Source organism: Bacillus sp. XT-2 (genome assembly GCF_025696525.1).
Classification (GTDB): domain Bacteria; phylum Bacillota; class Bacilli; order Bacillales; family Bacillaceae; genus Bacillus; species Bacillus halotolerans.
The window spans coordinates 172,662-189,086 of sequence record NZ_JAHVOC010000006.1 but is presented as its reverse complement, the minus strand read 5'-3'; the positions used below and the strand labels follow the sequence as shown (position 1 = coordinate 189,086).

The following is a 16,425-nucleotide window of genomic DNA, read 5'->3' as shown; positions in this document are numbered from 1 at the left end:
AATTACTATTTATTCTGATCGGTTCACGAGTTAAAATCAAGAGAAAGTTGAAAACAGCAAAAAAAGACACGCGCAAGCGCGTGTCTCCCATCCAACATCAAACATCCGCCGGGCTGCTTTCCGCGCTCCAGCTTTTTCTCCAGTAATATCCTGCGGCAATCACAAGCACAAACGCCAGCAATGCGATACAGGAAAACGTGATAAATCCGATGGCATATGTGCCTGTCATCTGTTTTAATGACCCTAAAATGTTTGGCAGAAAGAAACCTCCGATGCCTCCTGCTGCGCCGACGATTCCCGTCACCATTCCGATTTCTTTCCGGAAGCGCTGCGGGACGAGCTGAAACACTGCTCCGTTGCCCATTCCGAGTCCCATCATTCCGACAAATAAAAGGATGATAACCATTGAAAGAGACGGCAGACTGCTGACTCCGGCCATGCAAAGAGCCACGATGACAAACAGAACAGAAAGAACCTTCGTGCCCCCGACTCGATCGGAAATCCAGCCCCCTACAGGCCGGAAAAAACTGCCCGCTGCTACACATAATGTGACGAAATCTCCCGCGTGAATTTTTGACAGCTGATATTGATCAACGAAGAATATCGCCAAAAAGCTGGACAGCCCGACAAACCCTCCAAAAGTAACGCTGTACAGCAGACAGAAAAACCACGTTTCCTTCTGTCCGAACACCTGCAAGTAGTTTTTGAGCGGCTGCGGCGCCGGTTGTTCAGGAGAATTCTTCGCCATGAAAACAAACAGAATAAAGACGATGATCAGAGGAAGAAGCGCAATTCCCATCACACTGTGCCAGCCGAACTGCTCTGCAAGCCGGGGGCCAAACAGTGTCGCAAACAAGGTGCCGCTGTTACCCGCACCCGCTATTCCCATCGCCAGTCCCTGCAAATGAGGCGGATACCACCGGCTTGCCATAGGAAGCGCAACAGCAAAGCTCGCGCCTGCCACGCCAAGCAGAATGCCGATCGCGTAAAGCTCAGTCAGCGTACGGCCGCCAAAAGTTCCCCAAAGCAGCGGGATCATTGTCACCAGCATTCCGGTCACAGCTGTTTTTTTCGGCCCGATTCTGTCCGTTAATACGCCTAATATGATCCGAAACACAGATCCCGATAAAATCGGCACAGCCACGATAAGCCCTTTTTCAAAGGGAGACAGGCCAAAATCCTGAGAAATATAAACACCAAGCGCCCCAAGCATAACCCATATCATAAAACTTACATCAAAGTATAAAAACGAGCAGAGCAAAGTGGACGGGTGACCGCTTGTTTTCAGTTCCAACAGCTTCATAACATTCCCCTTTCTTGACCCTATAAAAATTTCAATTTTCTGAATCAAGAATATATGACCTTATTTTTTCGGAAAAGACATGTGTAAGCTAATGTGACACGTTTAATGCGTTAACTGAGCATTGTGCCATAATTTTTGATAGGAGCAAAACTTACAAGCTGAGGCAAAGGAGGTCTGGCAAATGAAGAAACAAAGATTAATTGTAGCAGGGAACGGAATGGCCGGAATTCGCTGTATTGAAGAAATATTAAAGCTTCATCGTGACATGTTTGAGATTGTCATTTTCGGCAGCGAACCGCATCCCAACTATAATCGCATTCTCTTATCCTCCGTTTTACAGGGGGAGGCATCGCTCAATGACATTGTGCTGAACAGCAGTGAATGGTACGCCAAGCAAGGCATAACACTTTACACAGGAGAAACAGTCGTTCAAATCAACACAGACTTGCAGCAAGTCATCACAGATCAAAAACGCAGCCTGTCCTACGACAAATTGATTCTGGCAACAGGCTCCTCCCCTCATATACTCCCCATACCCGGGACAGACAAAGAAGGTGTTTACGGCTTTCGGACAATAGAAGACTGCCAAGCTTTTATCAGCATGGCGGAACGTTATCAAAAAGCAGCGGTCATCGGCGCCGGCTTATTAGGCCTTGAGGCGGCTGTAGGCCTGCGGCATTTGGGCATGGATGTCAGCGTCATTCACCACTCTCCCAGCATTATGCAAAAACAGCTCGATCAAACAGCGTCTCGTCTGCTTCAGTCTGAGCTTGAACGAAAAGGCTTAACCTTTCTTTTAGAGAAAGACACAGCAACCATTACAGGAGGCCCACGGGCAGATGGTATCCGGTTTAGCGACGGCTCTTCGATAAAAGCAGACTTGATTGTGATGGCGGCTGGTGTAAGACCCAATATCCAATTGGCTGCATCAGCAGGAATCGCCGCAAACCGCGGCTTCATCGTCAATCAATTCATGCAGACGAGCAAACCGAATGTGTATGCCGTCGGGGAATGCGCCGAGCACAACGGAATGGTATACGGATTGGTCGCGCCTCTTTATGAACAAGGAAAAGTCCTCGCACAACACATCTGCGGCGCTCCATGTGAAGGATATCGTGGCTCTGCCCAATCTGCAGCCTTAAAAATAGCGGGAATTGATGTGTGGTCGGCAGGAAAGGTGCACGAAGACGCAGGCACGACGAGCATTAAGCTTCATGATGAACATGCCGGCTGCTACAAAAAAGTCCTCTTTGAGAACGACAAACTGGCTGGTGTAATTTTATTCGGAGACACATGTGATAAACAGCGGCTTCTCGACAGCCTGCTTAAACAAAGAGACATTTCCATTGTCAAAAAGCAGCTGATCGAACCGGATCAAAGCGGCATTTCATTTGCATCTATGCCTTCCGCTGAACCCATTTGCCAATGCAACTCGGTGACAAAAGGTTTGATTGAAGAAGCGGTGCACACGAAAGGCTTAACAACGGTCGAAGAAGTTAAGCAGTGCACAAAAGCATCCGGCTCTTGCGGAGGCTGCAAGCCGCTCGTTGAAGACCTTCTGAAATACATGGAAAGCAGCGAATATACAGAACCAGCCGGCCAGCCTTCGTTTTGCGGCTGCACTGATTTGACGGAAGATGAAGTCATCGCCGAACTGCACCGATGTCATTTCCCCGATCCTGCTGAGGCAATGAATCAGCTTGGCTGGAAAACGAAAAACGGCTGCCGCGTTTGTGTTCCGGCGCTTCACTATTACATGGAATTGTTGCAGCCTGGGTATATCCAGTCTCCTGAAACATCGCCCAAGGATACATGCACCCTCATTCCGCAAATGTACGGCGGGCTGACAAATGCAAAGGAACTCAGAAACATCGCAAACATCATCGAGACATACGGCATCCCCAATGTTTCAATAACTCACGGCCAGAGGCTGAAGCTTTCCGGAATCCGGCCGAATGACCTTGCAAACATCAGAAAAGAACTGCACATGCCAGTTTTCACTCATCAGCACCGCCGCTCGCTGCAAAGTGTCATAGCATGTACGTGCGGGGATGATCGCTCTATTCAAAAGCTGGCAAGCCACATCGAAAGACATACTGACGTGCTTTCCATGCCTGATCACATATCCATCAGCTTGTCGTGTGAAAAAGACTGCACCGCCGCAGCTATACAGGATATCGGCGCCATTCGAACACAAGAGGGCTGGGACATTTACACTGGCGGCATCCGGGGAGCGCATGCCCGTGCCGGAATGCTGTTTTGTGTGACGGATAGCGAAGAAAATACTGCCATTATGATGAAAGGCCTTCTTCAATATTATCGCGAAACGGCTCACTACGCGGAAGCGGTTCATCAGTGGATTGACCGCCTCGGCATCATTCATATCAGAGAGGTATTATTTGAACAGGATTTGCGTACGCAGCTGCTGGAAAACCTTCAAACTGACCTGTCATTGATACAAGATCAGCCTATACAGGCTGGCGCACTTAAGAAAGGATGAGGCATTTTGACTGAACGACTGCTTAGATATTTCCGCGAAAAACAGCAAGACGTCCAATCAGAAAAAACATACGACACCCAATGTCCGTTTTGCAGCATGCAATGCAAAATGCAGCTTGTGGAACAAACCGTCGTCACACGGAAAAAGTATACAGCCATCGGCATCGACAATCCCACGACACAAGGTCGTTTATGCATGAAAGGGATGAACGCCCACCAGCATGCCCTGCACTCCTCCCGCATCACCCGGCCGCTGCTCAAAAAAAACGGTGAGTTTGTGCCTGTTTCCTGGGCTGAAGCGCTGAACTATATAAAAGAGCAAGTCACCCTGATCCAAGACAAACACGGTCATGATGCGATGGCTGTCTACGGAAGCGCCTCGATTACGAATGAAGAGGCTTATCTGTTAGGAAAGTTCGCACGAGTCGGCTTACAGACAAAATACATCGATTACAACGGCCGGCTCTGTATGTCCGCCGCAGCAACCGGAGCCAACCAAACATTCGGAGCAGACAGAGGCTTGACGAATCCCTTAGCGGAAATCCCCCACACCCGAGTGATCATTTTGGCCGGCACCAATATCGCGGAATGCCAGCCGACCATCATGCCGTATTTTGAACAAGCGAAAGAAAACGGGGCTTATCTCATTGCTATTGACCCCCGGGAAACAGCGACGACAAAAATAGCTGACCTTCATCTGAAAATCAAACCCGGAACAGACGCAGCCCTTGCCAACGGTTTAGTCAAAATCATCATAGACGAACAGCTGATAAACGAAGACTTCATTCGCACGCGCACAAACGGATTTGATGAGCTCAAACAGCATACCGGCGCTTTAAATCTGGAAGACATCGCCGAGCAGACAAGTGTTCCTTTAGAGCAAATACGAAAGGCCGCTATGAAGTTTGCCAAGGAAACGTCCGGCATACTGTTTACAGCCCGCGGCATTGAACAGCAAACCGACGGAACCGCAGCTGTGAAAGGCTTCTTAAATGTGGTGCTGATCACAGGAAAAATCGGCAAGCCTTACTCGGGCTACGGAGCGATCACCGGACAGGGCAATGGGCAAGGCGCCCGAGAGCATGGCCAAAAAGCAGATCAGCTTCCCGGCTACCGTTCCATCGAAAACGAAGAACATCGGGCTTATATTGCAAAAGTGTGGGGAGTCAATCCGGATGAGCTCCCGCGAAAAGGCATCTCAGCCTATGAAATGATGGAAAAAATCAACGATGGAGACATTAAAGGACTGTTTCTAATGTGTTCCAATCCAGCAGTCTCCAGCCCAAATGCCAACCTTGTCAAACAGGCGTTGTCGAAACTGACATTCTTTGTTGCGATCGACTTGTTTCTATCTGAAACTGCGAAATTCGCTGATGTCATTTTGCCCGCATCCTCTTACTTAGAAGACGAAGGCACGATGACAAATGTCGAAGGACGCGTGACATTGAGGGAAGCGAGCCGCCCCTGCCCGGGAGAAGCAAAGCATGATTGGCAGATCATTTGCGAAATCGCGTCCGTTCTCGGAAAAGGCCGTTATTTTTCCTACACGTCTGCGGAGGATATCTTTAACGAATTGAGAGAAGCGAGCCGCGGCGGAATCGCCGATTATTCCGGCATCACATATGACAGGCTCAGACAAGAAGGCGGGATTCACTGGCCGTGTCCGGAGCCTGATCATCCCGGAACCGGGCGCTTATTTGAGGACTCATTTGCACATCCGGATCAAAAAGCGGCATTAAGTGTGATCCCAAACGAACCCGTTGTTCCAAAAGATAAGCCGACCGCCGAATATCCGTTGTTTTTAACGACCGGAAGGGTCATGTCTCATTATTTAACAGGTGTCCAAACGAGAAAAAGCGCCTCTTTGGCCGCAAGACATTTTGAATCATTTATGGAAATCCATCCGAAAACAGCAGCAGCCTACAATATCGAAGACCGCGTTCTCGTGAACATCGAATCTCCTCGCGGAAGCATCACCGTCCGCAGCAAATGGTCAGAACACATCAGAAAAGACACAGTATTTGTTCCCATCCACTGGGCGAATGCCCAAAACGTAAATGATTTGATTGGCGACAGCCTAGATCCAGCGTGTAAAATGCCCGGTTTTAAGGTATGCGCCGTCCGAGTCAGACCTATTTAAAATTTTCATAAAATTTTTAGAAATTTTCGTATTTTTTGTTACATTTTATAACATGCATCTTAAATATTTCTTTTTGCTGTGCTACGCTGAAAAAAACATTGATAAGGAGCGGATCATCTGATGGGAAAAAAACAGCTAGTTCTTGTTGGTAATGGAATGGCCGGGGTAAGGGCCATTGAAGAGATACTGAATGTTTCAAAAGACGAATTTCAAATCACAATTTTTGGTTCCGAACCGCATCCCAACTACAACCGAATCCTTTTGTCAAAAGTGCTGCAAGGTGATACAGATATCAAAGATATTACGTTAAACGATTGGAACTGGTACGAAGAAAACAATATACAATTGTATACCAATGAAACAGTTATTAAAGTGGACACCGAAAACAAAACCGTCATCACCGATGCAGACAGAATACAGCCTTATGATGAACTGATCCTGGCTACGGGTTCTGTCCCTTTTATCCTGCCGATTCCAGGTGCAGACAAAAAAGGCGTCACAGCTTTCCGGGACATAAAAGACACAGACACGATGCTCGCCGCGTCAAAACAATATAAAAAAGCAGCCGTCATTGGCGGAGGCTTGCTTGGCTTAGAAGCTGCGCGCGGTTTGCTGAATCTCGGTATGGAAGTCTCCGTTATCCATCTCGCTCCCTTCCTGATGGAACGCCAGCTTGACGCAACGGCCGGACGCCTGCTGCAAAACGAATTAGAAAAACAAGGAATGACCTTTCTGCTTGAAAAGCAAACAGAAGAAATTCTCGGAGATGACCGGGTCGAGGGCGTCAGATTCAAAGACGGCACAAGTGTTGAAGCCGATTTAGTCGTCATGGCCGTCGGCATCCGTCCGAATACAGCGCTTGGGGCCGAAAGCGGAATTCCAGTCAACCGCGGCATCATTGTCAACGATTATATGCAAACCGAAATCCCGCACGTTTATGCGGTCGGTGAATGCGCCGAGCACCGAGGAATCGCATACGGACTCGTGGCGCCGCTCTATGAACAGGCGAAAGTGCTCGCTAAACATATCTGCGGTGTTGAAACGAAACCTTATGAAGGCTCCGTTCTCTCCACTCAACTGAAAGTATCAGGAGTCGAGGTCTTTTCTGCCGGTGACTTTAACGAATCAGACGAGAAAAAAGCGATTAAGGTTTTTGATGAACAGGATGGCATTTATAAAAAAGTCGTGCTGCGAGGCAATCAGATTGTCGGAGCCGTTTTATTCGGCGACAGCAGTGAGGGCAACCGCCTGTTTTCGATGATTCAAAAAGAAGCAGATATCTCTGAAACCTCTAAAATCTCAATTTTACAGCCTCTCAACCAAGAAGCCGGCACAAGTCTGACCGCTGCCATGAGCAATGATGAAATCATCTGCGGCTGTAACGGCGTGTCAAAAGGAGCAATTATTCAGGCCATCCAGGAACAGGGCTGTTCATCAACAGATGAAATCAAAGCATGCACCGGCGCGTCCCGCTCATGCGGAGGCTGTAAGCCGCTCGTAGAAGACATCCTTCAGTATACGCTGGGATCAGACTTTGACGCATCAGCCCAAAAAGAAGCGATTTGCGGCTGTACCTCATTGTCGAGAGACGAGGTAGTCGAAGAAATCAAAGCCAAAGGGCTGTCACATACAAGAGAAGTCATGAACGTGCTCGGCTGGAAAACGCCAGAAGGCTGTTCCAAATGCCGTCCGGCTCTGAACTACTACTTAGGCATGATCAATCCGTCCAAATATGAGGATGACAGAACATCCCGCTTTGTTAATGAACGGATGCACGCCAATATTCAAAAAGACGGAACCTACTCTGTCGTACCGCGGATGTACGGCGGTGTAACCAACTCTCAAGATCTTCGCAAAATCGCTGATGTCGTCGACAAATACGAGATCCCGCTCGTCAAAATGACAGGCGGCCAGCGAATTGACTTGATCGGCGTGAAAAAAGAAGACCTGCCAAAGGTATGGGCCGATCTTGATATGCCGTCAGGCTACGCGTACGGAAAAACACTCCGCACGGTAAAAACATGTGTAGGCGAACAATTCTGCCGCTTCGGCACACAAGACTCCATGGCCTTAGGCATCGACCTTGAGAAAAAATTTGAAGGACTCAACACGCCTCATAAAGTGAAAATGGCCGTATCTGCCTGCCCGCGAAACTGTGCAGAGTCCGGCATTAAAGATCTTGGCGTTGTCGGCATCGACGGAGGCTGGGAGCTTTACGTCGGCGGAAACGGCGGAACCCATCTGCGTGCCGGCGACTTGCTGGTGAAGGTGAAAACAAATGAAGAAGTCTTGGAATACGCAGGCGCTTATCTTCAATACTACCGGGAAACGGCAAACTACTTAGAACGCACGTCCGCATGGCTAGAGCGCGTCGGTTTATCCCATGTCCAAGATATTTTAAACGATCCGGAAAAACGGCAGGAGCTGAACGACCGAATGAATGAAACGCTCTCTGTCCGCAAAGATCCGTGGAAGGACTTCCTGGAAGATAAACAAACCTCTAAAGAATTATTTGAAAATGTCGTGACCACATCATAATGACAGAAACAAACATTGAGGAGGAATGGACATGGTGAACAAAGACGTCACAAAAGTATGTATCGGAAAAATCGAAGAATTGCCTGAACAATTAGGAAAAACAGTGTATATTGAAGATAAGGAGCTTGCGGTCTTTAAGCTTTCAAACGGGAGCATCCGCGCCATTGAAAACCGCTGTCCCCATAAGGGCGGCGTCCTTGCAGAAGGTATTGTCAGCGGCGAATATGTCTTCTGTCCGATGCACGACTGGAAAATCTCCTTGGAAGACGGAATCGTTCAAGAGCCGGATCACGGCTGTGTCAAAACATACGAAACGCTGATCGAAGGAGAATACGTTTATCTCGTATATTGATCAAAGACCGGATCACTTTCAAAGTGATCCTTCATTTTTTACAGTGACGGAAGGATGACATGATCATGAAAAACGGAATCGTATATTTTGTGGGCGCCGGACCTGGGGATCCAGGGCTCATCACCATAAAAGGAAAACAGGCGCTGGAGGTAGCGGATGTCATTTTGTATGACCGGCTCGCAAACCCAAAGCTGCTCGAATACGCATCACCAGACTGCCAGTTCATTTATTGCGGAAAACTGCCGGACCGCCATTTTATGAAACAAGCAGAGATCAATGCCCTGCTGATTGAAAAAGCGTCGGAGGGATTAACTGTTGTCCGTTTAAAGGGCGGAGATCCCAGCGTGTTTGGCAGAGTCGGCGAGGAAGCAGACGCTCTCCACCAGCATGGCATCCGCTATGAAATGGTGCCGGGCATCACCTCGGGAATCGCAGCGCCGCTGTATGCGGGAATCCCCGTCACGCATCGGGATTTCGCTTCGTCTTTCGCCATGATTACCGCACATGATAAATCCTTAAAAGGAACGCCGAACCTTGACTGGGAAGGGCTTGCCCGAAGCGTTCAAACGCTTGTGTTTTACATGGGTGTCAAAAACCTTCCATTTATTTGCCAGCAGCTCATCGCGTACGGAAAATCTCCTTCTGTCCCTGTCATCGTGATTCAATGGGGAACGTGGGGCCGCCAGCGGAGCGTAAAAGGAACGCTGCAGGATATCCAAAAAAAAATACAGGAACAGCAAATCACAAATCCCGCCATTATCGTCATCGGTGATATTGTAAACGTTCAAACACACAGCTGGTTTGAAAGCAAACCATTCATCGGGCAGCATATGATGATAGTCACTCATGGCGAAGATGAGCATACGCTGGCAGACAAGCTGCGCGATTATGGTGCCGATGTCATCGAATGGCCGAAATGGCGGACTGAAAAAATGCCTGCCAACGAGGATATTCTAGGACAGATCAGCACCTTTGAGGATATTTTCTTCACATCACGCCGTGCGGTTTGCGAATTTTTTGAAGCGCTCGCGTCCAAACGAATCGACATTCGCCAGCTGACCGCACGCCTGAGTGCAGCGTCAGAAGCAGGAAAGGCAGAGCTTATAAAACGCGGCTTCATCATATCCGAGCACCATCACAATTCACCTAAAAAGCTGAATGTCGGCAGCCGTCATTCAGTAGAAGAAATGCAGAAATCAGAGTCCTGTTTGTGCTATATCACCCATGAAAACGTCATAGATGAGCGATTCACCAGAATGACCGAACGGACGATCAGTGAGTCTCCTCTGCACATGATCATTTGCCCCGGCAAGCAGTCCGCTCAGCAATTGATCAGCGCAGGAGAAGAAATCGGCATTTCACCAGAACCGTCAGCAAGCCGCCCCCCTGTCATCTGTATAGGCGATGGCGCGCCCGCCGCTGCATACGGGTTTACTGCCGTACAAGACCAAGAGCAATTATTTGCGTTTATACAAAATGAGCAAGTGGAGAAAAAGCTCCTCCACAGCTGATGATACAGCCCTTTTCCAAAGGGCTTTTTTTATTTATGAACCAATTTTTTGTGGTGGGTGGAATACATCGCCATATTTTCTGCCTGAGGGTCCAGATAAGATTTCGCACTGTTGACGGCAGTCGGGCCTTCCGTAAAGCCGCCGGCAATCAATCTGAGCTTGCTTTCATAATACGCCGCGTCCCCCGCAACAAACACGCCCGGAAGATTCGTCCGCATATGTCTGTCAGCTTTAATCCGGCCTTCTTCAATCTCGAGACCCCAATCCTTCATCGGGCCGAGATCAATTTTAAACCCGTGATTTATAATGAGCTCATCAAGCTCGATTTCCTCGGTATGTCCAGACTCAGCATGACAAACGGCGACGCTTTCGATGCGTTCTTCAGTGCCGCTGAGATGTTCCAGCCGATAAGGAGTAAGCACCCGCACAGATGACTGCTTCATTTTCGTCACGCTGCTTTCCAGTCCGCCGAATTCCTCCCTGCGGTGCACGACAGTAACAGACGCCGCAATCGGTTCCAGCTCATTAGCCCAATCGACCGCAGTATCTCCCCCGCCAGAAATCACAACCCGTTTGCCTCTAAACGCATCAAGCTTCTCCACTTTATAATGAAGATTTTTTCCTGCATATCGGCTTGCATCCTGGCTGTCAAACTCATTGACCTCCAGCGTGCCCATTCCGACAGCCAAAATAACGGTTCTTGTATAGTGCTTCTCCCCCTCAGAGCTAGTCAGCACCATGGTTCCGTCATCCAGACGCTCAAATCCGGTCACTCGCTGATTCAGCACAATATCAGGGTCAAACGTCGCCGCCTGCTCCTTCAGCTGTTCGATCAGCTGCTCCCCGGCAATCCCCGGTATCCCGCCAATATCGCGAATGATTTTCTCAGGGAAAAATAAAGACACCTTTCCCCCGAGCCGCGGCAAAAACTCGATCACTTTCGTTTTCAGCTCCCGCATGCCGCAGTAAAAAGCCGTAAACAGCCCGATCGGTCCCCCGCCTATAATCGTGACGTCATACACCTCATGATTTTCAGCCATCCGTCCTGCCTCCCGTTCCAATCTATCATTAACGTTATATCATTTAATTGAGAATGAATATCAATACAAAGTATATCATATTTTAATAGCCTGTGTTCAACCATTTCGTCGGCCCTGAATAATAATTCCCGCGCATGATGTTTGCCGCAAAGGTGCCGCAGTTCACCACTGGATTTCTTAGAATCCTAAACAAGGTGAAACGATCCTTCCTCCTCTTCCGTCAAACAATCAGTGCCTTTTTTCGTGATATAATCAGAGGCAGCTTACCATGAGCGGAGGTTTTATTGTGACAGCACAATCGTCTTTTCTTCAGCTGAATTCTATTTTTATCAGTATTTTAATAGAAGCCATTCCGTTTATTCTGATTGGCGTCATTTTGTCCGGAATCATTCAAATGTTTGTTTCTGAAGAAATGATTGCAAGGATCATGCCGAAAAACCGGTTTCTCGCAGTCTTATTTGGTGCGCTTGCCGGCATCTTATTTCCCGCCTGCGAATGCGGCATTATCCCGATTACGAGGCGGCTTCTGCTAAAAGGGGTTCCTCTTCATGCAGGCGTTGCTTTTATGCTGACTGCTCCTATCATCAATCCCATTGTTTTGTTTTCTACGTATATTGCGTTCGGGAATAGATGGAGCGTTGTCTTTTACCGGGGCGGACTGGCGCTCGCCGTTTCGGTGATCATCGGCATCATCTTATCCTATCAATTTAAGGATAACCAGCTTTTAAAGCCTGATGAACCCGGGCATCGCCATCATCATCACCACACCCTGCTGCAAAAGCTGGGAGGGACCTTGCGTCACGCCATTGATGAATTTTTCTCCGTGGGGAAATATTTAATCATCGGCGCCTTTATCGCAGCTGCGATGCAGACGTACGTCAAAACATCCACTCTGCTTGCGATCGGACAGAATGATGTATCATCTTCCCTCGTGATGATGGGCCTGGCGTTTGTCTTGTCGCTTTGTTCAGAAGTGGATGCATTTATTGCGTCTTCCTTCAGCAGCACATTTTCTTTAGGCTCGCTCATCGCCTTTCTCGTCTTCGGTGCGATGGTTGATATTAAGAATCTCTTGATGATGCTCGCGGCCTTCAAAAAACGATTTGTTTTCCTGCTGATTACGTATATTGTCGTGATCGTCTTAGCGGGATCACTACTGGTAAAGGGGTGATTGGATGTTTCGTCTATTGGTGCTGATGGGATTTACGTTTTTCTTTTATCATCTGCACACCTCAGGAAATCTAACAAAATATATCAATATGAAATATGCCTATCTGTCCTTTATTGCGATCTTCCTGCTGGCCATTTTGACAGCTGTTCAAGCGTATTTATTTATCAAATCGCCTGAAAAAGGCGGGCATCATCATGACGATGATTGCGGCTGCGGCCATGATCATGACCATGAACAAAACAAACCATTTTATCAGCGGTATTTTATTTATCTTGTTTTTATTTTCCCTTTGGTGTCAGGCATCTTTTTTCCGATTGCGACGCTTGACTCATCCATCGTCAAAACGAAAGGATTCTCGTTTAAGGCCATGGAAAGCGGAGATCACTACTCCCAAACCCAGTATCTGCGGCCTGATGCCAGCCTTTATTATGCGCAAGACAGCTATGACAAGCAGATGAAACAGCTGTATAAAAAATATTCTGGTAAAAAAGAGATTTCTCTGACCGATGATGATTTCTTAAAGGGTATGGAAACCATTTATAACTATCCGGGCGAATTTCTCGGCCGTACGATTGAATTTCATGGATTTGCGTATAAAGGAAACGCAATTAGCAAAAACCAGCTCTTCGTATTGCGGTTTGGCATTATTCACTGTATCGCTGATTCCGGCGTTTACGGGATGCTAGTGGAATTTCCGAAGGACATGGATATTAAGGATGATGAATGGATTCATATCAAAGGCACTTTGTCCTCAGAATACTATCAGCCATTCAAATCCACCCTCCCTGTCGTGAAAGTGACGGACTGGAACACCATTAAAAAACCTGATGATCCGTATGTTTACAGAGGATTTTAAAAAGATTTGAGGAACCAAACTATATTGGTTCCTCAAATCTACTTACATATTTTATATATTACTTTATCTCTTTTAATATTAATTCAGTTTCTTTTGTCAGTTAAGTTTGATCACTCGACTGCATTGATTTGACACATAAGGATCATGAGTTACTATTATTATTGTTTTATTCATCTGATTTAATTCTTTTAATAGAGTGATAACTTCATTACGATTATTTACATCTAAAGATCCTGTCGGTTCATCTGCAAGAATAATATCACATGGTTTTAATATGATTCTTGCTATTGCTAATCTCTGTTGTTCGCCCCCAGAAAGCTCATGGACTTTTTGGGTTAAGGATACTTTTTGCAAACCCACTTTTTCAAGAACCTCAACCTTCAATTTTTCCTTTTCTTCTCTCTTTAACTTTTTATAAGTTAATGGGACATCTAAATTTGCACTGATACTGGCATTATCAATCAAGGCGTAATTTTGGAACAAATATGATATTCTAGAACGCAACAATTCATTGGCTCTTCCAGAACCAATTCTCGGAGCAACATCTCCAAGTATTTTAACAATTCCACCATCTGGCTTTTCGAGCATACCCATAATATTAAGTATTGTTGTTTTTCCGGAACCACTGCTACCTGTAATTGCAACCATTTCCCCTTTTTCTATAGCAATGTTGACGTTTTCCAATACAATATGTTTCCCGTAAGCTTTTCTTATATTTTGCAATTCCATAACATAACTCAATTAATCAGAAACCTCCTTTCATAACTTTAATCTTGTTTCTTCGTTCTATAATAATTAATGCAATTATCGAAGTAACCGATTCTAAAATTAAAAGAAATAAAATACAAATTAATAGGTTTAAAGTTATTCCTCTTTTGACAACAATACAAGATATAAATTGAATGAGCCATAGTATGAAAAACAAGGTCATATAATCTTTAAATGTTCTAAAAAAACCAATACCAAACAATCTATAGACTACAAATTTTTGTTGCTTTTTATTGAAGTATATTACAGAATTTTGCACGATCAGAAGAACCAAAGCGATAGCTAATACAGCAGCTAAAGCTAAAAATGAGCTAATTTCGCTATGTAACTTCTTGATTTCATCCAATGCATATTGATTTAAAGAGACCAAATACTTCAAATTATCATCAAGATGATATTTTTTCAAATAAGGCTCTAATATATTCATTGTCTTTTTTGAATCTCTATCATTTAATTTAATTTTAAGCGGATCTCGACTTCCGTTTCCTAGAATTGTATTTCTATCACCTACCAAACTATTATTCTCTGTAACAACTTGTATAATAGGATCTATAATTAAATTATCCTCAGCTTTAAAAACTTCTGGGTTAAAACTAAAAATTTTCTGGCCACTAGCCGTCCAAATAATATGTATTTCAGGTTCTTTTAAATACTTTGGTACATGTCTCCCTAAAAACTCCTCATCATAAGCTGCTGCAGATTCATTTCTATCTTCTTTAAAAAATTTTATTATTTTTTCTCTTTGTTGTTTATATGTCTCCGGGACAAGCAATATTAATCTTTTTTCTCTCTCATTGATTGATATTGTTTTTTTCTCAGAGTTGTATACAGGAAATTGTTTTAAATAATTATCATTTACAATGATAGACCTGATTCCCTTATATCGGGAGTTTAATCGAATAAATTCTTCTTCATATTCTCTTGTATCTACTAAGAGAGCTCCCATTTTGTTTAAAACAGGGTAAATATTATCAATGTCATTCGTAAGTTGCGGCTTCCCGTTATTTACATCCTCAATATCATGACCTATATACAAAGGATTGAAAACCCCATAATCTTTACTGACCTTCCAATCTTCTAAATGGGATTGTTTTTTTTTCACTTCGCCATATTGATTTAAAGTTGAACTACCTATCACAATTATTAAGATCGAACAAACTATTTTTAAAATAGAATTAAAAATAAAGATGCTGTTTGTATCTTTCTTATTCTTTATTGCTAGATTAACTTTTACCTTTCTTATATAAAAATAAGTAAGTATTGACAATGAGCCTATAATCAAATAATTAATAATTTGTTTCATAACGGTATTCATAAAAAAAGATAAGGTAGAACCAGGTAAGAAAATTGTACATATGATTGATAATAACAAGGAAAAACAAAAAGTGAATATTAATAATTTCCCTACTATTTGAAACCAAATTCTTAAATTAGAATACCCATGCAATTTTAAAACACCTATTGTTTTTGACTCATTAACGATATAATAAATAAGAAGAAATAATGTTACAATAAGAATCAAATAGTTATACTGTTGTAATGATGAGGTAGAGATTTCCGCATAACTATCATTAACTTCTCGAGTTTGTAAAAAGTCATTTACTTTAAACGACGAATCAAATTTTTCATTTATATCATTAACAAACCCTTTTAAAAAATCTTCAAAAGAATACTTCCCTTTAGTTTCAGCATAATATGTACCGTTTACAGGAAGATAATCAAATGACTTTTTTAGTGGTTTAATTGTTATTTCAGAAGTGATACCGAATTTTTCTATTTGTCCTATCTGATTCTTATCCTTTGAATCACGAGTACTTATGTAAAAATTTTTAGATTGAGTATCCAACTTACTTAAAAATTTCCCTTTTGAAAGTTCAATGCCATTAAAATAGTCAGTTTGTTGCGTTAACAAAACATATTTAGAAATTTCCACTTTATCGTTTGTAGAGAAATTAATAGCCGGCCGAAAAATATTAGCCTTATATGCTTTAGAACTACTCATAATTAGTTCGATCATTTCTTTAGGATCATTAAGTAAAGGATCATCAGGTATAGTAAAAGGTTTTCCGACAAAACTATCTAGCTGTTCAAACTCTTCAATTTGTTTATTCGCATTTTCCCTAAAGGAAATCAAAAAGGAGAACAGTGAAGAAATCACAAGAAATAAAATCACAATTTTTCTCACAAAAAAAACTCCTTTATAAAAAGGAGAATCATCGAAAACTTCTCTAAGTTTTCGATGATATC

Annotated in this window: 11 protein-coding genes; 7 read left to right on the top strand and 4 right to left on the bottom strand. The window is 44.4% G+C overall.

Annotated features, from left to right (window positions below; all coding sequences use genetic code 11):
* Window positions 1-97 precede the first annotated feature (97 nt).
* Complete coding sequence (locus tag KXD37_RS16480) at window positions 98-1,303, bottom strand: MFS transporter (protein ID WP_127696018.1); 1,206 nt, start codon at window positions 1,301-1,303, stop codon at window positions 98-100.
* 181 nt (window positions 1,304-1,484) lie between these two features.
* On the opposite strand from KXD37_RS16480, the gene nirB reads away from it, so the two are divergent.
* The 5 genes from nirB to cobA all read left to right on the top strand — a co-directional run bounded on the left by nirB (window position 1,485) and on the right by cobA (window position 10,343).
* On the top strand, window positions 1,485-3,803 hold the full coding sequence (gene nirB / locus KXD37_RS16475) for a nitrite reductase large subunit NirB (protein ID WP_127696020.1): 2,319 nt from the start codon (window positions 1,485-1,487) through the stop codon (window positions 3,801-3,803).
* A gap of 6 nt (window positions 3,804-3,809) precedes the next feature.
* The gene (gene nasC, locus KXD37_RS16470; RefSeq protein WP_263463661.1) at window positions 3,810-5,942 is read left to right on the top strand and encodes an assimilatory nitrate reductase catalytic subunit NasC; all 2,133 of its coding nucleotides are present in this window, start codon (window positions 3,810-3,812) and stop codon (window positions 5,940-5,942) included.
* A gap of 120 nt (window positions 5,943-6,062) precedes the next feature.
* A complete protein-coding gene (gene nasD, locus KXD37_RS16465; protein WP_188323516.1) occupies window positions 6,063-8,480 on the top strand; it encodes an NADPH-nitrite reductase in 2,418 nt (805 codons plus the stop codon).
* 31 nt (window positions 8,481-8,511) lie between these two features.
* Entirely contained in the window at window positions 8,512-8,832 is a 321-nt protein-coding gene (gene nirD / locus KXD37_RS16460; RefSeq protein WP_024120163.1) for a nitrite reductase small subunit NirD, read from the top strand.
* A 59-nt stretch (window positions 8,833-8,891) separates the two neighbouring features.
* The gene (gene cobA / locus KXD37_RS16455; protein WP_263463660.1) at window positions 8,892-10,343 is read left to right on the top strand and encodes a uroporphyrinogen-III C-methyltransferase; all 1,452 of its coding nucleotides are present in this window, start codon (window positions 8,892-8,894) and stop codon (window positions 10,341-10,343) included.
* Between the two features lie 29 nt (window positions 10,344-10,372).
* Here the strand turns inward: cobA and KXD37_RS16450 are convergent, their stop codons facing one another.
* The gene (locus KXD37_RS16450; protein ID WP_188323514.1) at window positions 10,373-11,383 is read right to left on the bottom strand and encodes an NAD(P)/FAD-dependent oxidoreductase; all 1,011 of its coding nucleotides are present in this window, start codon (window positions 11,381-11,383) and stop codon (window positions 10,373-10,375) included.
* Window positions 11,384-11,669: 286 nt separating this feature from the next.
* On the opposite strand from KXD37_RS16450, the gene KXD37_RS16445 reads away from it, so the two are divergent.
* Window positions 11,670-12,554 carry a permease gene (locus KXD37_RS16445; RefSeq protein ID WP_082687818.1) on the top strand — a complete coding sequence of 295 codons (885 nt, stop codon included), beginning with the start codon at window positions 11,670-11,672 and terminating at the stop codon, window positions 12,552-12,554.
* A 4-nt stretch (window positions 12,555-12,558) separates the two neighbouring features.
* A complete protein-coding gene (locus KXD37_RS16440; protein ID WP_106021082.1) occupies window positions 12,559-13,410 on the top strand; it encodes a TIGR03943 family putative permease subunit in 852 nt (283 codons plus the stop codon).
* A 96-nt stretch (window positions 13,411-13,506) separates the two neighbouring features.
* Here KXD37_RS16440 and KXD37_RS16435 read toward each other — a convergent pair whose 3' ends face one another.
* Both KXD37_RS16435 and KXD37_RS16430 read right to left on the bottom strand, forming a co-directional pair.
* Window positions 13,507-14,151: a putative bacteriocin export ABC transporter gene (locus tag KXD37_RS16435; protein ID WP_188323513.1), complete on the bottom strand. Its 645-nt coding sequence runs from the start codon at window positions 14,149-14,151 to the stop codon at window positions 13,507-13,509.
* 4 nt (window positions 14,152-14,155) lie between these two features.
* Window positions 14,156-16,363, bottom strand: a complete 2,208-nt coding sequence (locus tag KXD37_RS16430) for a bacteriocin-associated integral membrane family protein (protein WP_188323512.1) — start codon at window positions 16,361-16,363, stop codon at window positions 14,156-14,158.
* Window positions 16,364-16,425 lie beyond the last annotated feature (62 nt).